Origin of the sequence: Nocardia sp. CA-084685 (assembly GCF_050955785.1) — a bacterium.
GTDB lineage: Bacteria > Actinomycetota > Actinomycetes > Mycobacteriales > Mycobacteriaceae > Nocardia.
On the sequence record NZ_CP192094.1, the window covers coordinates 4163095 to 4184511 of the forward strand.

General features: G+C 65.2%; 25 protein-coding genes. 14 read left to right on the forward strand and 11 right to left on the reverse strand.

All coding sequences use genetic code 11. The annotated features are described in order from the left end of the window. Nucleotides 1-76 precede the first annotated feature (76 nt). From ACQP2U_RS18705 to ACQP2U_RS18730, 6 genes are all read left to right on the forward strand, one after another. Complete coding sequence (locus ACQP2U_RS18705) at nt 77-385, forward strand: PadR family transcriptional regulator (protein ID WP_433715820.1); 309 nt, start codon at nt 77-79, stop codon at nt 383-385. Continuing rightward, on the forward strand, nt 382-738 hold the full coding sequence (locus ACQP2U_RS18710; RefSeq protein WP_433715821.1) for a DUF1048 domain-containing protein: 357 nt from the start codon (nt 382-384) through the stop codon (nt 736-738). The genes ACQP2U_RS18705 and ACQP2U_RS18710 overlap by 4 nt, the downstream gene beginning before the upstream one ends. Nucleotide 739: 1 nt before the next feature. Continuing rightward, nucleotides 740-1063, forward strand: a complete 324-nt coding sequence (locus ACQP2U_RS18715; RefSeq protein ID WP_433715822.1) for a DUF1048 domain-containing protein — start codon at nt 740-742, stop codon at nt 1061-1063. Nucleotides 1064-1306: 243 nt separating this feature from the next. Further along, a complete protein-coding gene (locus tag ACQP2U_RS18720; protein ID WP_433715823.1) occupies nt 1307-1570 on the forward strand; it encodes a hypothetical protein in 264 nt (87 codons plus the stop codon). Between the two features lie 113 nt (nt 1571-1683). Further along, complete coding sequence (locus tag ACQP2U_RS18725) at nt 1684-2496, forward strand: FtsX-like permease family protein (RefSeq protein ID WP_433715824.1); 813 nt, start codon at nt 1684-1686, stop codon at nt 2494-2496. Nucleotides 2497-2508: 12 nt separating this feature from the next. After that, entirely contained in the window at nt 2509-2973 is a 465-nt protein-coding gene (locus ACQP2U_RS18730) for a nitroreductase family deazaflavin-dependent oxidoreductase (protein WP_433715825.1), read from the forward strand. Nucleotides 2974-3456: 483 nt separating this feature from the next. Here the strand turns inward: ACQP2U_RS18730 and ACQP2U_RS18735 are convergent, their stop codons facing one another. The 4 genes from ACQP2U_RS18735 to ACQP2U_RS18750 form a co-directional block, all read right to left on the reverse strand. Next, the gene (locus ACQP2U_RS18735; protein ID WP_433715826.1) at nt 3457-3627 is read right to left on the reverse strand and encodes a hypothetical protein; all 171 of its coding nucleotides are present in this window, start codon (nt 3625-3627) and stop codon (nt 3457-3459) included. A gap of 9 nt (nt 3628-3636) precedes the next feature. Then, nucleotides 3637-3918 (reverse strand): TrkA C-terminal domain-containing protein, encoded by a 282-nt coding sequence (locus ACQP2U_RS18740; protein WP_433715827.1) that lies wholly within the window; start codon nt 3916-3918, stop codon nt 3637-3639. Nucleotides 3919-4329: 411 nt separating this feature from the next. Beyond that, nucleotides 4330-5544, reverse strand: a complete 1215-nt coding sequence (locus ACQP2U_RS18745) for an FAD-dependent monooxygenase (RefSeq protein ID WP_433715828.1) — start codon at nt 5542-5544, stop codon at nt 4330-4332. Between the two features lie 275 nt (nt 5545-5819). Continuing rightward, nucleotides 5820-6089, reverse strand: coding sequence for an SGNH hydrolase domain-containing protein (locus ACQP2U_RS18750; protein WP_433716522.1), 270 nt, complete (start codon nt 6087-6089; stop codon nt 5820-5822). 282 nt (nt 6090-6371) lie between these two features. Here ACQP2U_RS18750 and ACQP2U_RS18755 point away from each other — a divergent pair, with 282 nt between their 5' ends. From ACQP2U_RS18755 to ACQP2U_RS18770, 4 genes are all read left to right on the forward strand, one after another. Further along, a complete protein-coding gene (locus tag ACQP2U_RS18755; protein WP_433714042.1) occupies nt 6372-6824 on the forward strand; it encodes a CBS domain-containing protein in 453 nt (150 codons plus the stop codon). Nucleotides 6825-6852: 28 nt separating this feature from the next. Next, the gene (locus ACQP2U_RS18760) at nt 6853-8142 is read left to right on the forward strand and encodes an SLC13 family permease (RefSeq protein ID WP_433715829.1); all 1290 of its coding nucleotides are present in this window, start codon (nt 6853-6855) and stop codon (nt 8140-8142) included. 28 nt (nt 8143-8170) lie between these two features. Then, nucleotides 8171-8713, forward strand: coding sequence for a TerD family protein (locus tag ACQP2U_RS18765; RefSeq protein WP_433716395.1), 543 nt, complete (start codon nt 8171-8173; stop codon nt 8711-8713). A 577-nt stretch (nt 8714-9290) separates the two neighbouring features. Then, on the forward strand, nt 9291-10586 hold the full coding sequence (locus ACQP2U_RS18770; protein WP_433715830.1) for an amino acid permease: 1296 nt from the start codon (nt 9291-9293) through the stop codon (nt 10584-10586). A 293-nt stretch (nt 10587-10879) separates the two neighbouring features. Here the strand turns inward: ACQP2U_RS18770 and ACQP2U_RS18775 are convergent, their stop codons facing one another. The 5 genes from ACQP2U_RS18775 to ACQP2U_RS18795 form a co-directional block, all read right to left on the reverse strand. Beyond that, nucleotides 10880-11383, reverse strand: a complete 504-nt coding sequence (locus ACQP2U_RS18775) for a hypothetical protein (protein ID WP_433715831.1) — start codon at nt 11381-11383, stop codon at nt 10880-10882. A gap of 91 nt (nt 11384-11474) precedes the next feature. Next, the gene (locus ACQP2U_RS18780; RefSeq protein ID WP_433715832.1) at nt 11475-12635 is read right to left on the reverse strand and encodes a sensor histidine kinase; all 1161 of its coding nucleotides are present in this window, start codon (nt 12633-12635) and stop codon (nt 11475-11477) included. A gap of 47 nt (nt 12636-12682) precedes the next feature. Beyond that, nucleotides 12683-13360, reverse strand: a complete 678-nt coding sequence (locus tag ACQP2U_RS18785; RefSeq protein ID WP_433715833.1) for a response regulator transcription factor — start codon at nt 13358-13360, stop codon at nt 12683-12685. 169 nt (nt 13361-13529) lie between these two features. Continuing rightward, entirely contained in the window at nt 13530-15902 is a 2373-nt protein-coding gene (locus ACQP2U_RS18790) for a heavy metal translocating P-type ATPase (RefSeq protein WP_433715834.1), read from the reverse strand. A 542-nt stretch (nt 15903-16444) separates the two neighbouring features. Continuing rightward, complete coding sequence (locus tag ACQP2U_RS18795) at nt 16445-17059, reverse strand: mycothiol-dependent nitroreductase Rv2466c family protein (RefSeq protein WP_433715835.1); 615 nt, start codon at nt 17057-17059, stop codon at nt 16445-16447. A 137-nt stretch (nt 17060-17196) separates the two neighbouring features. Here ACQP2U_RS18795 and ACQP2U_RS18800 point away from each other — a divergent pair, with 137 nt between their 5' ends. From ACQP2U_RS18800 to ACQP2U_RS18815, 4 genes are all read left to right on the forward strand, one after another. Then, a complete protein-coding gene (locus ACQP2U_RS18800) occupies nt 17197-19356 on the forward strand; it encodes an MMPL family transporter (protein WP_433715836.1) in 2160 nt (719 codons plus the stop codon). A gap of 75 nt (nt 19357-19431) precedes the next feature. Further along, complete coding sequence (locus tag ACQP2U_RS18805; protein WP_433715837.1) at nt 19432-19701, forward strand: metal-sensitive transcriptional regulator; 270 nt, start codon at nt 19432-19434, stop codon at nt 19699-19701. Between the two features lie 31 nt (nt 19702-19732). After that, nucleotides 19733-20074, forward strand: a complete 342-nt coding sequence (locus ACQP2U_RS18810) for a YgaP family membrane protein (protein ID WP_433715838.1) — start codon at nt 19733-19735, stop codon at nt 20072-20074. Then, the gene (locus tag ACQP2U_RS18815) at nt 20022-20423 is read left to right on the forward strand and encodes a DUF302 domain-containing protein (RefSeq protein ID WP_433715839.1); all 402 of its coding nucleotides are present in this window, start codon (nt 20022-20024) and stop codon (nt 20421-20423) included. Before ACQP2U_RS18810 ends, ACQP2U_RS18815 begins: the two co-directional genes overlap by 53 nt. 130 nt (nt 20424-20553) lie before the next feature. On the opposite strand, the gene ACQP2U_RS18820 is transcribed toward ACQP2U_RS18815, so the two are convergent. Together ACQP2U_RS18820 and ACQP2U_RS18825 are read right to left on the reverse strand one after the other, a co-directional pair. After that, entirely contained in the window at nt 20554-20988 is a 435-nt protein-coding gene (locus ACQP2U_RS18820) for an alpha/beta fold hydrolase (RefSeq protein WP_433716523.1), read from the reverse strand. Continuing rightward, nucleotides 20888-21361: an alpha/beta fold hydrolase gene (locus ACQP2U_RS18825; protein ID WP_433715840.1), complete on the reverse strand. Its 474-nt coding sequence runs from the start codon at nt 21359-21361 to the stop codon at nt 20888-20890. The genes ACQP2U_RS18820 and ACQP2U_RS18825 overlap by 101 nt, the downstream gene beginning before the upstream one ends. Nucleotides 21362-21417 lie beyond the last annotated feature (56 nt).

The window sequence follows — 21417 nt, forward strand, 5'->3', positions numbered from 1 at the left end:
ACAGTCTAGTGGTAGTCAGTACCACTGAGTAGCGTACTTCTATCGAAAGGGGGCTTCTACGGACAATTTGACGGAAATGCTGAAAGGTACGCTCGAAGGCTGCGTCCTCGAGATCATCGGCGCCGAGGAGACATATGGTTACGCCATCACGCGTCGGCTGAATGAACTCGGTTTCGCGGACGTCATCGAAGGGACGGTCTACGCCATCCTGCTGCGGTTGGAGAAGAATGGACTGGTCGATGTTTCGAAACGACCTTCCGACTTAGGTCCACCGCGCAAATTTTACGCACTCAACGACGCGGGACGCAAAGAGCTCGCGACATTCTGGACGAAATGGGAATACGTCTCATCACGCATCAATGAGCTCAAGGGAAGCGAGAAATGAACTTCTGGGAGACGATCACAGGCAGCGATCTCACCAAGGAATACACGGCCTTCGAAGCTCGAGCCAAGGCTCTCCCGCCAGAGTATGCAGCGGCGTGGGAAGAGATCAAGATTCATATCTCCCCCTATGCGGGCTTCACGGGTCGCAACTTGATGCCGATCCTCGACGGCGCGCTAGGACTGCTCGAGGAAACGGCGTCGGATGGTCAGAGTGTCCACGAGGCACTGGGCAACGACATCAAAGGCTTCTGCGCGGCGATTGCCGGGGAAGAAGGAGCCAAGAGTTATCGCGACAAGTGGCGCGACCAGCTCAACAACAACGTTGCAAGGAAACTGGGCCGGCTAGGAGGATAAAGTGGGCATCCGCGACATCATCGAAGGTAAGAGGGAGTGGCGGGCGCACATGGCGCGGGTCAAAGCGCTCCCAACCGATTACCAGATTGTCTACAAGGAAATTCAAAAATACTTTTTCAAGATCGGGCCAGTCGAGCTGGTCGACGGGAGCTTGCTCTCGGGGCTTCTCGATTTCCTCGAGGAAGGGGTCGCAGCCGACAAAGGAGTCATGGAACTCATCGGCAATGATGTCGCGGCTTTCTGCGATCACCTGATAAAAGACTCACGGACCTATGCCGACTTCTATCAAGAGTCTGTCGCAGCAAGGAAGTCGATAAGGGACTGAAATGATCTCCGTTGTCTCGCTGTCCGTCTGTGATCGAGACAAAGCCTGCCCCTGACCGCGGATTTTCCCGTTGGTGCGGTTCGCCTCGCCCATCGCTCACCTCCCGGTCGGCATTCACATCACCGCCATCCACGGCGATATCGACCGCACCGTTTCCCCGGACCAGAGTCGCCGCTACATCACCGCGGCTACTCGGGCCGGCTTGATCCGTGCGCACGCGGCCGCGCACGCCGCCGGCGCACCGTGGTCGGGCATTACGTCGGCTACGGTGTTGCCATCGCCGCGCTCGGCGCGGTACTCGGCGTGCTCGGGGCGTTCGTGGCGACCTCGGCGGTCACCGCCGACTACACCAGCGCCATCGGCATACCGGATACCGTTGTCGCACACCGCCTCCCCACCACCATCGCCGGATTCGCACTCGGACTGCTCACCGGCGTACTCGCCGCACTCGCTCCGCGATCACGGCGGCCCGCACCGCACGGCGGCCGCGATGCGCGGCAACGGTAGCGCACCGATCCGGGTCGGTCGGCTCACCCGAGGGTCGGCGCACTGGCGGCGCGTGCCGGTCGCGGTGCACATGGCGCTACGATCGCCAGGAGCCGCCGCGCACCGTGGCGACCATGACCGGAACGGTGCTGGCGCTCACACTGATACTCGCCTCGGTCGGGATACTCACCAGCATGCGCAACCTGCTCGACATCCAGTTCGGACAAATCCAACGCGAGGACGCCACAGTGCTCACCACCGCCGAAACCGGACTGGCACAACAACTGTCGAACCTCCGTGGAGTCGCGACGATCGAGCCGGCGCGATTCACCCCGGTGCCGGGCGCCGCAGGCGAACACACCTACTCGACCACCCTGACCGATACCACGATGCACGGCTTCCGCACCCCCGACGGGCACACCCGGGAACTCCGGGCCGACGGGCTGCTGGCGGGTGCGCCACTGGCAGATCGTCTCGGCGTCGCCGTCAGCGACATATTCACCGTGACACCAGCGTTCGGCGCGCCGCGCCAGCTTCAAGTGGCGGCCTGCTGGACGACCCCCTTGGCACCTTCTACGCCAGCGGGCACACCGCCACCGAGGTGGCGGGCAATGACTGTGAATCGCGCCGAACGCACCACCGAACTGGCCACCCCGTGCGCGGCAGGGGTATCGGTGCGCAGACTCACCGCCGCACTGGCCACGGAAAACCTCGCCGCCACCTTGCTCGCGGTCCCGCTCGGACTGGTCGCGGGCATCCTGGCCGCCTGCGCGTTCGTGCGGTCGTTCAACAGCGACATGTTGGCATTCCACCTCTCGCTCGGCCCGCTCCCGATCGTGCTGGCCGCCGTCGCGGTACTAACCGCCGCGGGCTTGTCCCAACTACCCGCCACCCGCGCGGTCGACCGCATCGATATCGCCCACGTGGTTCGGGAACGCGCCCAATAACAGGAGAACGAAATGACCGAATCGAACGTCTTCACCAAGGTCGGCGCACGCGCACTACGCACCCGCTGGCTGGTCCGCGCGCCCATATGGCTCTACCGCTGCGGGCTCGGATTCCTCTTCGGCTCCCGACTACTGATGCTGCAGCACACCGGCCGCCGCACCGGCACACCGAGATACGTCGTTCTCGAAGTCGTCGACCGGCCCGCCCCCGACGAATACGTCATCGTCTCAGGCTTCGGCACCCAATCCCAGTGGTACCGCAACGTGCTCGCCGACCCCCAGATACACCTCTCGACCGGCACCAAACACAACATCGCCGCGACCGCGACACCCATGACCGACCAGGAATCCACCCTCGCGCTCGAGCACTACGCCCACAACCACCCGAAAGCCTGGAACAAGCTACGCGCCACCATCGAACACGCCACCGGGTCGCCTGTTACCACCCTGCCCATGGTGTTGTTGCGAACCAGCTGACACAGCGGTCTATGCGTGACGCGGCGATCACCAACCGACCGAATCATGTCCCACCGGCGTGACCCAACATCCCCCGCCGGGGGATCCCGGGCCCAATCGGGGGTCGGAGTGTCCATCAAATCGGGCACGATCGACGTAGCCCGGTTGACTCAAATCCGGTCGGCCAACCAGGCCCCGAAATCTATGCCGTTGGATCGGGCCGGTTCATCAGTCGTGGGTCTTCGCCGCCACAATCTGGGCCGCGGCCGCGCTGGCGGTCCGGTCGAGATGCCATACCGCTTATCGGTCGTGTCATACGAGTCGTGGCTGGCATCGCGGGACACCACGAACATCGGCACACCGCCAACAGTCGCCGAGCATGGCACTGGATTGCGAGAAACCCGGGTCGTCGGGCTGCACATCCGCAGTGATTATGGCGGCGGCAACAGTTCGGCGACGTCGGCGCGATGGCCGGGACCAAGACAGCGTTGCGATGCCAGTGCCTCAGTCATGGTCCGCGGCGTATTGCTCGCGCCAGCGGTCGATGAGGGGAACGAGTTCGTTGGTCATGTAGGTGTAGAAGCCCCGCATTTCGTGCAGGCGCCGCGCGGTGCCGGTGGCGTCGATCCCTTCTTGGGCGGACCATTCCAGACGAAGACTGGTCCAATTGCTCATATCATGGGCCTAGGTCATATCGGCGAAGCGCTCCACATCCTCGATCCGACCGGACACGATGAGGTGGTCTCCCTCGGCGACCACGGTTTCGGCGGTGGCGTAGGTGAATTCGCCGCCGCGGCGTTTGATCGCGACGACGGTGATGTCGAAATGGTGGCGTAAACCGCTGCCGGTCAAGGTCTTGCCGATGGCCGCCTTCGGGGCGACTGTTTTTGCCATGGCGTAGTCGTCATCGAACTCGATGTAGTCGATCATCCGGCCGGCGACCAGGTGGGCTACTAGCTCGCCCATGTCGGGTGCTCGAGCCTGCTAGCGTGAGCGTCTGGTGTGCCGGGAAGCCTGGTCGGCGATGGTTCCACGATCGCCCACTACGGTTGCCAGGAGTCGCGTATGAGCATGCATACCGTTCTGATCGGTTACGGCACAATAGGACGTTGTGCCGCGCGGGGGTGCTCGGTGGTCGGACCGCGAGTGAGACAGACGCATCAGTAGAGGGTGCGGACCTACACACCGGCTCGGTGTAGGTAGTTCAGCAGCGACTCCGGCGTGGCCCGATGCCCGCTGAAGTGATCGATCGACACCACCACCACGTCATGTGCTCCCGACCGCCGCAAACTCCCCGAACAGATCGCCTGAATCGGGGGCTCTTTCATGGAATACCGAAGCCAAATCGAATCCGTTCGGCTGCAGTTGCTGCGCAGACTATCCCCGCGTCTTGTCGAATGGTGTGTAGTCCTTGACGACGATCGAGTCGTGCAGGCGCACCCCTTTGGCGTTGAGCTTGGCGGCCGCGCGGGTGACCGGTGCGGGCAAGACGTTGATCAGACGCACGGCCTGGATCATCGCCCACAGCTCCAAGCGTCGGGCGGGGACGATCGTCTTCGCGGCGGCGACAGCGAAACGGCGACTGCGCCGGACATAGTCGCCGATCTCGTGTTCGTATGCGGCGAACGCGGCGGTGTAGTCGCCGGAGTGGGCGGCGAGTTCACCCGCGAGAACATAGGCACCGACCATAGCCATGCTGGTGCTTCCGCCGACCGCCGGGCCAGGGCAGTACGCGGCGTCACCGACCAGGCCGACCCGGCCACGCGACCAAGTGTCCAACCGCAGTTGCGTGATGGAGTCGAAGTAGAACGACGGGGTATCCTCCAGCTCGGACAGCAGCCGAGGCACCTGCCAGCCCATATCGCCGAAGTGCTCGCGCAGCAACTGTTTCTGCCGCTCGATGTCTCGATAGTGGTAGTCCAACGGTTGCGGCGGGCGCAGAAAGAACCCCGCGCGCCCACCGTCGATGCGGGCGGCGCCGTAGATGCCCGCGACCCGACCGACATCGACGGTCATCTCCATCACACCGTTCAGATTCAGGTAGTTGGGAACGGAGAAGACCGCCAGATAAGCGCCGAGCCAGGTGGAGAATCGGGACTCGGGGCCGAAGACCAGTGCCCGCACATTCGAGTGCAGCCCATCGGCCCCGATGATCACGTCGAAGCGCTGTGCCGGGCAGTGCTCGAAACTGACTTCGCCGTCGTCACCGATCGCGGTGATCGAGTCCGCGAAGATGTAGTCGACATCGGAACATGTTGCGTTATAAAGAATTTCGCTCAGATCGTCGCGCATGATCTCCACATGGTTGTCGGAGACAGCGGTGAACATCTTGCGCAGATCCAGCATCACCGGACGCGCGGCAGGCCGATGGATCAAGAGCCTATCCGTCCCGGTGGCCTTCGCCCGGATGTCCTCGGCTACTCCCATGCGCTGCGCGATCTGCATGGCCGGTCGGAACAGATCCACCGCGTGGCCGCCGGTCTTGCGCGGCGCCGGCGCGCGTTCGACAACGGTGACGTCGAATCCGTACCGGTTGAGCCAGTAGGCGAGCGTGGGTCCGGCGATGCTGGCCCCGGAAATCAGGATGTGCATCGGTACACCTCAGGTCATCGAACTCATCGGCCGCCAGTGCGGAGGCCCAGCTTCGATCCTGCACCTGTCCAACCGTTGTCGGACGAAATCGAGCTCGGCCAACGATCTGGAGTGGGGCGCGAATTGGGCCGCGTGCTCATGGCAGCCGTATTCACGCTGACCTCCCACCACGAGCGGACACCTCCTGTTGCCAGGTCACACCGCACACCGTACTGGAAGCGCGGGCAGTATCGGCACACATCCCGTTTTCCGGGAACAAGGGACAATCGGCTCTCCTACCACCAGCCGAGCAGGGGTTGTAGTTGACGGCCGAGCGGCCCGGCCAGCGAGCGGGAGTAGCTGGTAGTGAAGTGGTGCTCGTCGTGGTAGATCAGGAGGTTGCCTTCCACGACCGCGCACACGGTGGGTTCGCAGACCGCGTCGGTGAGGTCGATCGGGAACACGTTCGGATAGCGGGACGCCGATTCGAGTTCGGGGTTGACCGCATCGAGGGCGTCGTCGCGGCGTATACCGCAACTGATTCGGTCACCACCGCGGTCAGCCAGCCGCTGGTCACCACGAGTACCGCGACAGCGAGGACCGCCACCGCCACCGCCACGCCCGCCGCCCGACGCCCCGGTTTGCCCAACCGAGGTTTTTACGGCATCTTTACGGGTGGTGCGCCGGGAAGTCTGGTCGGCAACCCGATCCGGTCGGCGGGTCGGGCGGTCCGGCGAAGGGGTGGCTCATGGTGCTCACGCGGGCGTGCGCTACGACAATGGTTGATCGTGGCGATGTCGACGGCAGATACGTGTCGGTGGAGGCTCGGGCAGTCGTATCGTGCTGGTGTGCACGCAAGTCAAATAGCCGAGGACTATCCCTCGGTGACCAAGGATTCCGAGGCGTTGGCCGCAGCGAGGCTGCTGGCCGAGCATCGGCTGCCGGGCATCGTGGTGACCGACGCCGCCCAAGTGCCCCTTGCGGTGCTACCGGCGTCGCAGGTGGTGCGCTTCCTGGTACCGGGATATGTTCAAGACGACCCGTCGCTGGCCGGGGTTTTGTCGGAATCGGTGGCCGATCGGGTCGCGGAAGCGTTGCGCGGCAAGACCGTTGGCGAACTGCTCCCGGAATCGAAACCCAAGCCCATCCTGCCGGTGGCCCACGCCGACGACACCGTGATCGAAGTCGCCGCGCTGATGGCCCGCTGCCGATGCCCATTGCTCGCGGTGGTCGACGGAAAACGGATGATCGGCGTGATCACCGCCTCTCGGTTACTACAGGTGGCGCTCGCCACAATCTGATCGGTGAGCCGCGCGCGGGTGACCCACGATGACCGCCGTCGCGATCACCGCATTCGTAGTGGCGTATCTGCTGATCGCCACCGAACGCATCCACAAAACCAAAGCTGCCCTCGGTGGCGCCGCGGTGATTCTCGCGCTGGGGGTGCTCGATTCCGGGGAGGCGTTCTTCTCCCACGACACCGGCGTCGACTGGGATGTCATCCTGCTGCTGTTCGGGATGATGATCATCGTCGGGGTACTGCGCCAGACCGGCGTCTTCGAATACACCGCCATCTGGTCGGCGAAACGCGCCAAGGGGTCCCCGGTGCGGGTGATGATCCTGCTGACGCTGATCACCGCCGCGGCCTCAGCGTTCCTGGACAACGTCACCACCGTGCTGCTGATCGCACCGGTCACCCTGCTGGTATGCGACCGACTCGGCATCCGCGCCGCACCATTCCTGATCGCCGAAGTACTGGCCTCCAACATCGGCGGCGCGGCGACCCTGATCGGCGACCCACCCAACATCATCATCGCCAGCCGAAGCGGGTTGTCGTTCAACGACTTCCTGGTCCACATGGCACCGATCGTGGTACTCGAACTTGCGGTGTTCACCCTGATCCTGCCGAGGCTGTTCCGTGGCTCGTTCGATGCCGAGCCCGATCGGATCGCCGATGTGATGGCACTGGACGAACGCGAAGCCATCCGCGACCGCCGACTCCTGATCCAATGCGGCATCGTGCTACTCGCGGTGTTCACCGGATTCGTGGGTCACTCACTGCTACACGTCGATCCCTCGGTGGTCGCGCTGCTCGGTGCCGGGGTGCTGGTGCTGATCTCCGGCACCGAACCCACCGACTACTTGTCCGGCGTCGAATGGGAAACGTTGCTGTTCTTCGCCGGACTGTTCGTGATGGTCGGCGCGCTGGTCAAGACCGGTGTGGTGAAGACGATGGCAGGCTGGGCCACCGACGCCACCGGCGGTAATGCGCTGGTGGCGGTCATGTTGATTCTCGTAGTGTCGGCGCTGCTGTCCGGGATCATCGACAACATCCCATACGTGGCGACGATGAGCCCATTGGTCGCCGACCTCGCGGCCGGAATCGACAACCCCGGGCACACCGACGCCCTGTGGTGGTCGCTGACCCTGGGCTCGGACTTCGGCGGCAACCTGACCGCGGTCGGCGCCAGCGCGAACGTCGTGATGCTCGGCATCGCCGCCCGCGCCGGGGCGCCGATCTCGTTCTGGGAATTCACCCGCAAGGGTGCGGTCGTCACCGCCATCACGATCGCGGTCGCCGCACCGTATCTGTGGTTGCGCTACTTCGTATTCGCCTGACAACACCAGGGAGAAACCATTGTTCGCAATGTTGCGCGACGAGAGCGGAGCGGCGCTCGCCCATGTCACCATGGCGCTGGGTTGGGATCCGGTCCGCACCAGCCGCTGGCTGCGCTCGCGGTCGGACGACATCGACCTGAACGCGGCGGCACTGCTGTTCGCCGCCGACCAGATCGTCGATGTCGTCTACCACGAACAACTCAGCTCCCGCGACGGATCGGTACGACACCTCGGCGACAGCACGACCGGAGAAGGCAAGGGCGACAACGAAATAATCACCGTCGACCTGACCCGATTACCCCCAGAGGTCACCACCGTCGTCTTCATCGTCACCTCCTACTCCGGCCAGACCTTCGACCAGATCGAGAACGCGTTCTGCCGCCTGGTCGACGGCGTGTCCGGTACCGAAATCGCCCGCTACGACCTGACCGGCGGTGGAACCCACACCGGACTGGTCATGGGCAAACTGTCCCGCATGAACGGGGTGTGGCAGTTCGACCCGATCGGCGAAGCCATCCGCGCACAACATCCCGTCGAGGCCATCCCCCAACTGCGGGCGTTCTTGACATAGTCGCGAACACAGAACCAGGCGTTTGGCAGCTCGAGTCGATCAGCGAACGCGGCCGGGCACGGCCTCTCGTCGAGGAGATCCCGCAACTCAGAACTTTGTTGACCTAACAGCTCAGGCGAGTTCGTGGACGCATCGACGATGGCAGGGTTTGATCCCAGGTAACCACCGGTCCCACAACCGAATAGGCCAATCCCGACAGGACCAGAGGCCCATCCCGGCCGCTGCGAGCACGGCGGTCACTACGCGAAGAGGCCGGTGGAAAGCACACACCAACACAATGCCCATCGTATCCACACAGCCACTGCTCGCTGGCGTCCGCGCGGTCCGCACCTCGACCGACCGTAGCGTGCAACGTCCTTCGATATCGGCAGCAGGGCGTCATGCACTGGGGTAATTTGGGTTCTGGTGTGCCGGGAAGATCTGGTCGGCGATCCCGCAGTGCTGTCGACCGGAGGGAACCGCGCTCATGCCCGTATCACAGGACCTGCCCGCAGCACCGCCTCGATCCGCGACCGCCCGATTCCGGTCGGTGTTGCATTCGCGGCCAGTATTGTTGACAGCTTTCGCCTTTGCTGTGATGGCCGACCCAGTGTCATCGGTCGCCTACGCCATCGAAGCCGCCCTGCGCGCACTGCACGGTGATCTCGGGTTGCTGCTGGTCACGATGGGCCTGGTCGTCGCCATCATCGGCGTGATCATCGTCAACTACCAGCAGCTGGTGGCCCGCTACCCCCAAGGCGGAGGCGCCGCCGCGGCAGCCGGTGAGGCGTTCGGAGAGGCGTGGGCGTTCATCCCGATCGGCGCACTGATCGTCGATTTCGTGTTGACCATCGCGATCAGCGTGTCCGCGGGGTCCTCCGCGGTAATCGCCTACATCCCCGGCCTCACGCACTGGCGGATACCCCTAGCTCTGGGGTTGCTGATGTTCGTCGCCGCCATCACCTGGTTCGGGCACCTCGGTCGCACCCTCTTCGCCGTGCTGACCATGTTGTTCATCATCGGCGGCACCATCGTCATCATCGACGGCTTCACCACCGGAACCGCACATACCGCCATCACCGACCACACCGACCGCGCTCCGGTGCTGGCTGTCGCCTTGGCGTTCCCGGTCGCCATGGCGCTGGCCACCGGTGTCGAAGCCCCCTCCTCCGCAATCGCCCAACTCGGCCAACTCGACGATCGAGGACGACGCCGGTTCGGGCGAATCACCCTGTGGCTCACCCTCGGCGTGGTCGGCGGACTCACCCTCGGGCTGACCGCTGCCGCAGTCCACCTCCATGTCGGTGTCCCCGGCACCGACTCCACCCAACTCGCCGACCTCGCCCAAGCCGCCACCTCACCGGCCGTCTACGCCTTCTTCCAAGCCGCCACCGCCCTACTACTGCTGTCTGCGGCATCGTCATCATTCCAAGCCGGACCCGGACTCCTCAAAGCCCTCGCCCGACACATCGACACGACTGGCCGCGAAGGCGGGATCCTGCCCGCAGTGCTGGGCCACACCAACACCCACCACACCCCCTACTGGGGAGTCGCTGTGTTCACCACCGTCTCGGCAGCAGTCACCGTGGCAGCCGACGGCCAAGACCAGCGCCTCGTGCTGTTCTACGCCGTCGCGGTCTTCGTCAGCTTCCTCACCGGCCTGATCGCCATGACCCACTTCTCCCACCAAGCCCGGCAACGAAAGTGGCTCACCGTCAACCTCTTCGGCGCCACCGTCGTCACCTTCACCCTCATCGTCAACCTCGCCCGCGGCGAACCACTCGCCTCCCTCGCCGCGGCCCTGCTCCTCGCCGCGCTGCTCTACTGGGGCTGGACCCGAGCCGGACGACCCCGCGGCATCGCCCACGCAACCATCGAAGCCGAGGCCGCATAAATCGACACACGCGAAGCGGCCGAACTCCTCGGCCAACTCATACACAACCACCCAAACGCGATGACGCCGAGACCGGACCGGCCACGAGGCAACCGAAATGCCGGCACCCACCCCCGTCCCTCGAGCCACTGCCCCAAAATGTCACCCCGCGTTTCCGGCTCGAAAAACGGATGTTCGGCGGTTTGGCGCGAAAAGTTCAGCTGTAGACCGGTTTGGAGGTGTGTCTGGTCGAACACGCCAGTAGCAGCAAGGTTCCCGACCACTGATCGACGCTCCGATCCCCTCCCGGCTACCTATGATCCGAGCCGGTCATGCCAGGCGGCCTTCGCACCGCTGTCACCGATTCGGTAGACCTGCACCACCGAACCAGCGGACACAGCCACCGCGACGGCAACCATCGCGATGATGACAACCCGGTTCGCGGTAACGGCAGCGATCCTGGCGGTCCGAGACCACCGGGCAACCCACTCGCTGTGCGTGGCCCACCATACGACCGCCAGCAGGAAAGTCACCGCCGACCACGGCAGCAGACCATCGGCCAACTGCGTGTGGATGCGCACCAACGGATCATGGGCGGTGTGGTGTTCGAGCCACTCGCCGGATTCGGTCGTCAACGGAATCGCCACCAGCGCGGCCAACGACACAAGGGGCGTGATCGGGCCCAAGTGGTGTCGAGCAGCGGGCCACAACACGGACGCCACCAGCATTAGTGCGGCCAGCGGCACCAGTACGACGACAACGTGAACCAGCAGGATGTGGGTAGGTAGCCCGTTGATCGTAGTGAGCCCCATAGCCATTCGAATCTCCTCGGTCACCGGGTAATGCGTTGCGACCAACCCTATGAGCCGATTCTTGGAGGTTTCTGGGACGCGGTGAGACGAAGGCAATTCAGTGCTGCGCACCGGTGGGCAGCGTCATCGACAGCGTCGCGCCGCCGCCGTCGTGATTGCGAGCCGAAACCCTACCGCCGTGCCTGGCGGCGATCTCGCTGACCAATGACAGACCGAGCCCGTAGCGACGTCGTTCGCTCGGGTTCGCGGTGGTCGGCGTCGACGCGAAACGGGTGAACAGGATGGGCAGAACATCGGTATCGATCCCAGGGCCGTCGTCGGTGACATCGATCCGCACATGTCGGCCATCGCTTCCGAGCGCCACCCGCACCAGACTATCCGCATGACGTATTCCGTTGTCCAACAAAGCATTCACCGCTCGCCGCAGCCCCGCTTCGAAGCCTTGCAGCTGCACCGGTGCGGCGATCATTTCGAGTCGGACACCACGCTGGTCGGCCGCCGGTTCGGCGGCGCTCACCGCATCCCGTAGCAGGGCAGCTAGATCGAAAGGCCGAGGCTGAGCCTCCTGTCGGGGATCGGCCGCCAGCAGCAGGTCATCGAGAATGTCGGCCAGCTGACCAGCATCGACTACCAGGCTGTCGACCTCGGCTTCGGCCGGGTGGCCGCGCAGGCGCCGCCGCAATAGCTGGGCCCTGGTGCTCAACAGCGTCAGCGGGGTGCGCAGTTCATGGCCCGCGTCGGCGACGAACCGGCGTTGCAATGTCAGCGCCGCGATAAGCGGGGTTACCGCCCTGCGCGCGACCCAGGCGCCGGTCAGTATCGCCAGCAGCATTCCGATGGCGCCGCACACCAGCAAGACCGCGCCCAGACCCCGTGCCTCGCGCTCGGCCGCCCGCAGGTCGTACACCGCCTGGATCACCGCGTCGCCGCGCTGTTCGGTGCGGATCCGGTACCGTCGGTCACCGATCGACACCTCCGCGGTTCGCGGCGCACCGTCGTGTTCGGCCTGCCGCATGGCGGCCTCGTCGGGCAGACCCGGCGGCAGCCCCGGACTAGCCTGCGTGCTGCCTGCCCGCCGGATCACCAGCCAGGTCCCCGCGGGTGGGTCGTTCACATCGTCGGCCTCGGCGATGGCTGTGGCCAGCGACCTGTTCTGGTCATTGCGCGCACTATGCGATACGACCATGATCACGGCCACGCTGAGCAACAGCACGGTCACCAGCACGGCGGCAGCCGACTGCAGTCCGATCCGCAGCATCGTCCGCCGGATCAGGCACGCGTCTGCTGAGTCGGTCGGGCGCCGCCTCACCCACCACGTCCCAGCTCATACCCGCGGCCACGTACGGTGTCGATCACCGTGCGACCGAGCTTTCGGCGCAGGTAGTGGACATAGGTATCGACCACCACCGGGCTCTCGGCGTCGTCGAACACTATAGCCAGCAATTGTTTGCGCGAGAATACAACTCCTGGCCGCGATGCCAGCGTGGCCAGCAGATCGCATTCCCGTTCGGAGAGCCGGACCACCGCCGCGGTATCAGCCACGACGACGCAGCGGCTGTCCAGCTCGAGTCTTCCTTTCAGCACCGGCAGCGAACGCGCGACATCCAAGTGCCGGCGTCGCAGCGCCCGCAGCCTGGCGAGCAATTCCGCCACATCGAACGGCTTACCCAGATAGTCCTCGGCGCCGGCGTCGAGACCCGCCACCCGATCCGCCGGATTGGCGAGTGCGGACAGGATCAACATCGGAGTGACGATTCCACGGACCCGCAGCCTCGTCAGCAGATCCAGCCCATCAATCGCGGGCAACCCCCGATCGAACAGCATCACGTCGTACTCGCGAGTGAGACCAAGGTGCAATCCCTGCTGGCCGTCTGCGGCGATGTCGACCTGATACCCCTCCTCGGTGAGCAACCCACCAAGCATCGCGAGCAATTGCGGGTCGTCTTCGACGACCAGCACCCGCGGCAGATCGGTATCGATCACCCGCGCATTCTCGCACTTCGGCGAACACGTCTCGATCGACCAGTGGTGGTGGCCCGGCACCCTATCGGCTGGGAATTAATGACAACGACTCCCATTGTTGCGGGGTGGCTGTACCACCTTGCCCTGGGTCGGACACGGTGTAGCCGGAGGTGGTCTACTGGCAGGTCGGTCATCGTTGCAGGGATGGCTTGATGCCGGATTGGGTTGGTGGGGAGGCGTATTCGGGTTCGTCGGTGAGCGTGAAATAGTTCTCCTCCTCCTGTCGAAAGTGCAGCTTCAGCAGGACGTAGAGTCCATACAGGCAGGCCAGGAGATCATCGATCTGGTCGGGGCCGATGCGGCCAGTGATACGCGCCATGCGGAGGTGGTTACCGATTCGCGTGGTGAGCCGCTGGATCTCGGCATGTGTGCGACTCATGGTGGCGGTGGCCTCGGCGCTGCCGAGTGGAGTGGCCAGCGCCGGATACAGTTCGGTTTCCTCGGCCTCTTCGTGAGGCATCAGCTCGTCGACGAGAAATCTGTACGCGGCCTCGACCGCGGACAACGCGGTCTCGTCGCCGCTGCGCTCGGCGAGACGATCGGCGGCGGTGCGGAGCAATCCGAGTGCGTCGCGCAGTGCATCATGTTCACCGGCGAAGCGGCGCAGCATAGCCTCGGTGTCCGGGGCGAGATCGGTGCGCAGTGCCGGATTGCCACGCAGGGCGCGTAGCGCATTGAGGATCACCGCCACATCGATGCCTTCCTGCAGCAGCGCACCGGCGGCGGGTGGCAGCCAGCCGGCGGCGGCGGCGATCATGGCCAGCAGCGACATACTCATGCCGACGACGGCGCTCTGCACGGCGATGCGGCGTGACCAGCGGGCAGTGTCCATGGCATCGGCGAGCCGGTCGAGACGATCGGTGGTGAGCACGATGTCGGCGGCTTCCGACGAGGCGGTCGATCCGCGCGCCCCCATCGCGACGCCGACGGTGGCGGCGGCCAGTGCCGGGGCGTCGTTGACACCATCACCGACCATCACTGTCACCGCGTGTTCACGTTCGCGGCGCACGGCATCGACCTTGTCGGCGGGGCTTTGCTCGGCATACACCTCGTCCAGGCCGAGTACGGTGGCGACTTCACGCGCGGGTTCGGGCCGGTCGCCGGTGAGCATGACCAGTCGGTTCAGACCGGCCTCACGCAGTCGCCTAATGGTGCGGGGTGCGTGTCGGCGCAATGGGTCTCGCAGCAGGATCGCTGCTGCGAGTTCGCCGTCGACGACGATCCAGGCGATCGCGGCCGAGTCCAGGCTTGCCCGGTTGACGACCGCGCGGGCCCAGCCGGCACTCGTGAACGAGTCGCGCAGTTTGCCGACATCAACCCGGTGGCCGTCCACGGTGCCGGACACCCCGCGCCCGGCCTGCTCAGCCACTTCGGTGGGTGCCGACAGGTCGATACCGCGCGCGAGTGCTTCGGTGACTATCGCTTCGGCCAGCACGTGCGGCGACACCTGATCCACCGACGCGGCCAGCCGCATCATCTCCGCCGCCTCGCGGCCCGGTGCGGCTATTACTTCGACGACTTGGGGGCGGCCCGCGGTGAGAGTGCCGGTCTTGTCCATCACCAAAGTGGTTGCGTCGCCGAGGCTTTCCAATGTGCTACCGCCACGCACGACGACTCCCAGGCGCGACGCCCGCGACAGTCCGGAGACGATCGCCACGGGGGCGGCCAGCAGCAGCGGGCATGGTGTCGCGACCACCAGGACGGCGACCGCCCGTACCGCCGACCCGCTCATTGCGTAAGCGGTACCGGCGACCAGTAGCGCGAGCGGCAGGAACCACGCCGCATATCGATCGGCAAGCCGCACCAGCGGTGCGTTTTCGGCGCCGGCCTGCTCGGCTAGCCGCACAATCCCGGCGTAGGTACTCTCGGCCGCCGTCGCGCTCGCACACATCTCGAACGCATCGCCGGCATTGACGACACCGCTGCGCACCGGTTCACCGACCCCACGCTCCACTTGCAGCGGTTCCCCGGTGAGCACCGACTCGTCGAGTACCGCAATGGTATTCAGGATTCGCCCGTCGACCGGCACTATCTCGCCCGCGGCGACCACAAGCACGTCATCGACGACGACCTGGCCGAGCGGAATCACCGTCACCTCATCGCCGACAAGACGGCGAGCGGACCGGGGTGCGTGCTCCAACAGGGCGCGCAGATCCCGTGAAGCCCGGCGTTCGGCGGCGGCGTCGAGGGCTCGTCCACCGGCCAGCATGACGGCAATCAATGCGCCTGCGAGATACTCGCCAACCCAGAGCGTTCCCGCCAACGACAACACCGCGATCAGGTCGACACCGGCCCGGCCCTTCACAAGCGTGGCGATCATCCAGAAGAGCGCGGGAACGAACGCCGCCACTGTCGCCGCGATCCAGAACCCGTCGGCAGCACCGCGCAAACCGAACACCCACAGGACCGCGCCGATCGCCAGCGCTGCCACTGTGACCACCACCAGAACCGGTGCCAGCCAACCGCCCAGCCGTGCCGCCCACGACCGAGCCTGCCTGGTCATTCGACTCATCACATACCTCCCGACCGGGGTAAACGCCGATCCATCCCACTGGACCGCAGCGCGCATGATCGACGGAAGAGGCCGGGGTCCCTTTTGCTGATGTCCTAGGCCACCGCTGAGTCGATAGGCGGCGGTCAGGGCTTGTGGCGCGTTCATCCCGCCGGACGTACCTGTGTGGACGATCGAGCAATCCGGCGTTCCCGAAGTCCGCACCATGATGCTGGTTCGCGCTGTCGGCGGGCGCGCGGACAGCCATGGACGACACCGTCATTGCCACGACTTTCGATTCTGCGGGTATGACGGACACACCCGCCCTGCACATCAGCCGATGGCCGGAGCGGGTCTGCTGTCCGTTTCATTCGCTGTGCGCTACCGCGCACCCTGAGTCACCGACGTTCCCGTGAGTGCTGTCGAGCGGGTCTGACCCGAATATCCTTGGTGCCCCAGCGGTTTCGGGACAATGACCCGGACCTGGTCGCCGTGCGCTCCGCACCCGAACCACGTCGTCTTTCCGCGGCTGCGGCAGCTGACCGGGTAGCACATCAGGTGCCCTGTTCCCGTTCGGTGGTCGGCGGCCCCGAGTACGGCCGTTGCAGGGCAGCGAATTCCGGCGTTCCCGCCGCGGCGATCAGGGCGTCGAGCAGGGCGGCGCCTTTCTCGGCATCGGGAATCCGAGTGAGAACCGGGCCGAAGAAACCGTGGCCGTCGATGGCGATGATCGGGCTGCCACCACGTCCTCCTAGCACTTGCTGGCTGACTTCGTGGGCCCGGGCAACGGCTTGGTCCAGTTCGCTGGCGTCGAGGGTAGCGGCCAGTGACCGGTCCATTCCGAGACTTTGGAGCATGTCCGCGATGGCGGCGAGAGTGACCTGTTCCCGCTGGTCATGGGCACTCGCGCCGAAGGCTCGATACAGGCGCGCGAACCCATCCGGCCCGTGCTGGGCGGTGACGGCCGCGAAGAGGCGTCCGAGCCGCCGCGATCTGTCGATCATCGGCCGATGATGGGCGTCGACGTCGTTGCCGTCATTGAGCACGGCCAAGCTCATCTGCCGCAGCGTGACCGACGTCCGATGCTCGTGGGCGGCATCCAGCAGCCACTGTGCGGCCACCCATCCGAATGGGCACACCGGGTCGAGGTAGAGATCTATCGCGGCCATTTTCAGCTTCCTTCCATATCGGTGTCCGACGACTCCGACAGGCGCTGTGCCGGATGCCACCCTTCACCTTCCTATACCCCATGGGGTATCTTCGGATCTGACATCAATATACCCCCTGGGGTATGAAGGAGATAGCGATGACCGACTCTGTGGTTGTTTCCCCGGCTCGCGACACCGCACCGCCGAGCAGCTCCGGCGGGATGCTGGGCAGGCTCGGATCTGCGATGGCCGGGCATGCCCGGGTCGTGTTCGGTGTCTGGTTGCTGGTGTTGATCGTCCTGGGCGCCGCCGCGCCGAGTGTGTTCACCTCGCTTGCGGGGGCGGGGTGGCAGGCCGACGGGTCGGAGTCGGTGCGGGTGCGCGAGCTGGCGCAGCAGCATTTCGGCGGGAACTCCTCGGCGGCGGTGCAGGTGGTGGTCCATTCCGATACCGAGACCATCGAGAGTCCGGCGGTTCAGCGGGTGCTCGGCGAGATCGCCGAGGTCTTCACCGGCGATGCGCGCTTCGGTGAACTGATCGCACCCCAGCCGGGGACCTCGGTCACCCCCGACGGGCACACCGGCGTTTTCATCGCGGGCGCGAACGCCTCCACCGATGACATGGTCAAGGCCGTCGACGAGCACTCCGGCGCGTTGACCGCCTTGTCCGGCAACGGCATCGAGGTCTATCCCACGGGCAGCTCAGCGCTGTGGAGCGATTTCAACAAGGCCAACCACGACGCCATGATCAAGGCCGAAATGTTTTCCTGGCCGGTGACTTTGGCGATCATGGTGCTGGCGTTCGGATCCCTCGTCGCCGCCGGGCTGCCGCTGCTGCTCACCCTGGCGGGGCTGGTCGCCTCGGCCGGTGGACTGGTACTGCTCAACCACCTCACTCCGATCTCGGTGTGGGCAATGAACTTCGCGATGATGTTCGCCTTGGCGCTCGGTATCGACTACGCGCTGTTCATCGTCGCCCGCTTCCGTGACGCACGCACCACCGCCCCCAGCCCCGAGGCGGCGGTCGCCGAAACAATGAACACCGCGGGCAAGGCGGTTGCGCTGTCCGGGCTGACGGTCCTGGTCAGCTTGTCGGCGGTGCTGATCGTGCCAGCGCCCGCGGTGCGGACGATGGCGGTCGGGATCATGTTCGCGGTGTTCTTCGTGCTGCTGGCCACCATGACCCTGCTGCCCGCCGCGTTGGGGGCGCTGGGCGGCAAGATCAATGCTGGCGCGCTGCCGCATGCCAAGCATCAGCAGCACCGCTCGCCGCGATTCGCGGCGTGGGGTGGGCTGCTGCACAACCATCCGTGGCCGTTCGCGATCGGCGCGGTCACGGTGCTGATCGCCCTGTCGATCCCGGTGTTCGGACTGAAAGTGGCCATGCCCTCCATCGAGGTCGTGCCGACCGACGCGCCGGTGCGCCAAGGCTACGAACTGGTCCAGGCCCAGATGGGCGAGGGCGCACCCGGCATGCTGCAGATCATCACCCCGGCCGCCCAGGCCGCCCAGGTCGCCGCAGCAGTCAAGGGAGTCGACGGGATCAGCATGGTCACCCCGCCGCAGCTCGCACTCGACGACAGCGGCCTAGCGACGATGCAGGCACTACCCGAGGTCGATCCATCGGACCCGCGGATGGGCGCAATCCTCGACCGATTGCGTGACGAGCTGCCCGCTGCCGCACTGGTCGGCGGCGCACCCGCGGAGAACCTCGACCTGCAGCGAGCTCTCGACGACTACTTCCCGATCATCGTGGCGATCATCCTCATCCTCGGCTTTGCCCTGCTGCTGATCGCGCTGCAAGCACCGGTGATCGCCGCCCTCGGCACCGTAGTCAGCCTGCTGTCCACCGCCGCGGCCTTCGGCGTCGCGAAACTGATCTTCCAGGACGGACACGGCGCAGGACTGCTCGGCTTCACCCCGCAAGGCTTCCTCGACGGGTGGGGACCGGTGTTCTTCTTCGCCATGATCTTCGCGATCGCGATGGACTACACGGTATTTCTGCTGGCCACGGCCAAGGAACACTACGAGCACACCGGTGACCCGAAGACCGCCCAGGTCGACGGCCTGGCGCACTCCGGACGGGTGATCTTCGCCGCCGCCGCGGTCATGGTCGCGGTGTTCTTCACCTTCGCACTCTCCGAGCCGCTGCCCCCGAAGGAGATGGGCATCATCCTCGGCGTCGCGGTTCTGCTCGACGCGGCCGCGGTACGACTGGTGCTACTGCCGGTGCTACTGCGGCTCACCGGACACGGCGCCTGGTGGTCACCGAACTGGCTGCGCAGGGCACTCCCCTCGATCAGCTTCGCCCACCACTGAAATCACCTACGCCGCTCACCGTATATACCCCCATGGGTATCCTTGAGTGAGGTATCCAACGAAAAGGGAAACACCATGGTCGGCAACGAAGAAACTATCGCCCAGGTACTCAACCGGCTGCGCCGCGCACACGGCCAACTCGCCGGCGTGATCTCCATGATCGAGCAGGGTCGCGACTGCAAGGACGTCGTCACCCAACTCGCCGCCGTGTCACGCGCGCTCGACCGGGCCGGATTCAAGATCGTCGCGACCGGACTGCGTGAATGCCTCACCGGACAAAGCGCCGACGGTTCCGAGCCGATGACCGAAGTCGAGCTGGAGAAGCTCTTCCTCGCCCTGGCCTGAACAACCACGGATCCCAACACGATTGGAAATCATGCACCTACCGGCTCGCCAGCGCGGCTGGTCCATCGCGCGGCTCGTGCCGCTGCTGGCAGGCACGTTCGTACTGGTCAGCACGCTGCTGGCCGCGGTGGCCTCGCCGTGGTGGCTGATAGCGACCGGGCTCGTCGGTGCGAACCTGCTGCTCTACAGCGCAATGGGATGGTGTCCGGCGACACTACTACTCCATCGCCTGGGCGTTCCCGACACCGCGACCAACTGCGCAATGCCACACACCCGACACCGCATCACCCCAACCGAACCGACCGAAAGCGGACCGCATCATGAACCTAGCCCTCTCGACCACACTGCACACCAGCTTCGACGAAGCCGTTGAACTGACCCGTAAAGCCCTGTCCGAACAGGGATTCGGCGTCCTCACCGACATCGACATGCAAGCCACACTGAAGGCCAAACTCGGCCAGGACATGGAGAACTACCGAATCCTCGGCGCCTGCAACCCACCTCTGGCCCACCGCGCCGTCGGCGTGAACCGCCAGATCGGACTCCTACTGCCCTGCAACGTGATCGTCCGCAGCGACCCCACAGCCGCCGACACCATCATCATCGAAGCCATGAACCCGGACCTCATGGTCCAGCTCACCGGCGAACCCGAACTCGAACCCGTCGCCGCCGAAGCCACCACCAAACTCCGCGCAGCCATCCAATCGCTACAAGACCACTGACTCGACGTCCGATGATGCGGTCAACCGACGCACACACCGGTCACGCTGGGGTGTATTCGCTCGAACATGCCGGACACGGTGGCAGGGGCTGGTTCATCGAGGTCTCCTGATTGTGGGCTGCCGGGCGTTGTTACGCCGCGGTGAGGAAGTCGATGATCACGCGGTTGATCTCGTCGGGTCGCTCCAGGTAGCCGTAGTGACCGCAGCGTTCGATTTCGACGTACCTGGCACCGGGGATCGCGTCGACGACTTCACGGCCGAAAACTGGCGGTGCCATTTTGTCGTCGGCGAAACCGATGACAAGGCTGGGGACGCTGATCTGCGCGTAGTCGCCGCGGCGGTCGGAGGAGCGATCCATCCCGATCTGTGCCCGCACGCCCGGCGCCGGTGTGCCCGAGGTGAATTCGAAGATGTCGAGCCATTCCTGGGCGCGGGTCGGGTCCTGCATCGTGTGGGCGAAAGATTCAGCATCGCGTTGATGGCCGCCGCGTACTGCGGAGGCAGCTGAACACCTTTGTCGTAGAGGGCCCCTGCTCGCCCAGGTTGAGGGTGCGCGACAGTGGATGGGGACGCCCGGCGGTCGCCACCATGACCGCCTTGCCGACGAGGTCGGGCCGCGCCAACGCCAACTCCTGGACCACCCGGGCACCCAACGATGTGCCGACCACATGCGCGGGACCAGCGCCGAGGTGTTCGATCAGTGCCGCGGTGTCACCGACCAAGTTATCGAAGCTCATGCCGGTGGCGCATTCGTCTGAGGGCGCGATCCCGCGGTTGTCCATCGTCGCAACCCGGAATCCGGCCTTGACCAGAGTGGGAACCTGGTGGGTCCGCCAGACCCTGCCCGGGCCGCCGGTCCCCATGATCATCAATACCAGCGTGCCGGTTCCGGTGACGTCGTAGTTGATCCGCACCCCGTTGAGCGTGGCAATGGGCATGTTTCTACTTTCGTGTGCTGGATTTGGTGGCTGAATATGTAGGCCGTCGCGAGCGG

What these genes read in the sequence shown, in the direction of transcription:
- ACQP2U_RS18705 (WP_433715820.1), top strand. Translation starts at nt 77, where the DNA reads ATGCTGAAAGGTACGCTCGAAGGCTGCGTCCTCGAGATCATCGGCGCC.
- ACQP2U_RS18710 (WP_433715821.1), top strand. Translation starts at nt 382, where the DNA reads ATGAACTTCTGGGAGACGATCACAGGCAGCGATCTCACCAAGGAATAC.
- ACQP2U_RS18725 (WP_433715824.1), top strand. Translation starts at nt 1,684, where the DNA reads ATGACCGGAACGGTGCTGGCGCTCACACTGATACTCGCCTCGGTCGGG.
- ACQP2U_RS18730 (WP_433715825.1), top strand. Translation starts at nt 2,509, where the DNA reads ATGACCGAATCGAACGTCTTCACCAAGGTCGGCGCACGCGCACTACGC.
- ACQP2U_RS18735 (WP_433715826.1), bottom strand. Translation starts at nt 3,627, where the DNA reads ATGAGCAATTGGACCAGTCTTCGTCTGGAATGGTCCGCCCAAGAAGGG.
- ACQP2U_RS18740 (WP_433715827.1), bottom strand. Translation starts at nt 3,918, where the DNA reads ATGGGCGAGCTAGTAGCCCACCTGGTCGCCGGCCGGATGATCGACTAC.
- ACQP2U_RS18745 (WP_433715828.1), bottom strand. Translation starts at nt 5,544, where the DNA reads ATGCACATCCTGATTTCCGGGGCCAGCATCGCCGGACCCACGCTCGCC.
- ACQP2U_RS18760 (WP_433715829.1), top strand. Translation starts at nt 6,853, where the DNA reads ATGACCGCCGTCGCGATCACCGCATTCGTAGTGGCGTATCTGCTGATC.
- ACQP2U_RS18765 (WP_433716395.1), top strand. Translation starts at nt 8,171, where the DNA reads ATGTTGCGCGACGAGAGCGGAGCGGCGCTCGCCCATGTCACCATGGCG.
- ACQP2U_RS18770 (WP_433715830.1), top strand. Translation starts at nt 9,291, where the DNA reads ATGGCCGACCCAGTGTCATCGGTCGCCTACGCCATCGAAGCCGCCCTG.
- ACQP2U_RS18775 (WP_433715831.1), bottom strand. Translation starts at nt 11,383, where the DNA reads ATGGCTATGGGGCTCACTACGATCAACGGGCTACCTACCCACATCCTG.
- ACQP2U_RS18780 (WP_433715832.1), bottom strand. Translation starts at nt 12,635, where the DNA reads ATGCTGCGGATCGGACTGCAGTCGGCTGCCGCCGTGCTGGTGACCGTG.
- ACQP2U_RS18790 (WP_433715834.1), bottom strand. Translation starts at nt 15,902, where the DNA reads ATGACCAGGCAGGCTCGGTCGTGGGCGGCACGGCTGGGCGGTTGGCTG.
- ACQP2U_RS18795 (WP_433715835.1), bottom strand. Translation starts at nt 17,059, where the DNA reads ATGGCCGCGATAGATCTCTACCTCGACCCGGTGTGCCCATTCGGATGG.
- ACQP2U_RS18800 (WP_433715836.1), top strand. Translation starts at nt 17,197, where the DNA reads ATGACCGACTCTGTGGTTGTTTCCCCGGCTCGCGACACCGCACCGCCG.
- ACQP2U_RS18805 (WP_433715837.1), top strand. Translation starts at nt 19,432, where the DNA reads ATGGTCGGCAACGAAGAAACTATCGCCCAGGTACTCAACCGGCTGCGC.
- ACQP2U_RS18810 (WP_433715838.1), top strand. Translation starts at nt 19,733, where the DNA reads ATGCACCTACCGGCTCGCCAGCGCGGCTGGTCCATCGCGCGGCTCGTG.
- ACQP2U_RS18815 (WP_433715839.1), top strand. Translation starts at nt 20,022, where the DNA reads ATGAACCTAGCCCTCTCGACCACACTGCACACCAGCTTCGACGAAGCC.
- ACQP2U_RS18825 (WP_433715840.1), bottom strand. Translation starts at nt 21,361, where the DNA reads ATGCCCATTGCCACGCTCAACGGGGTGCGGATCAACTACGACGTCACC.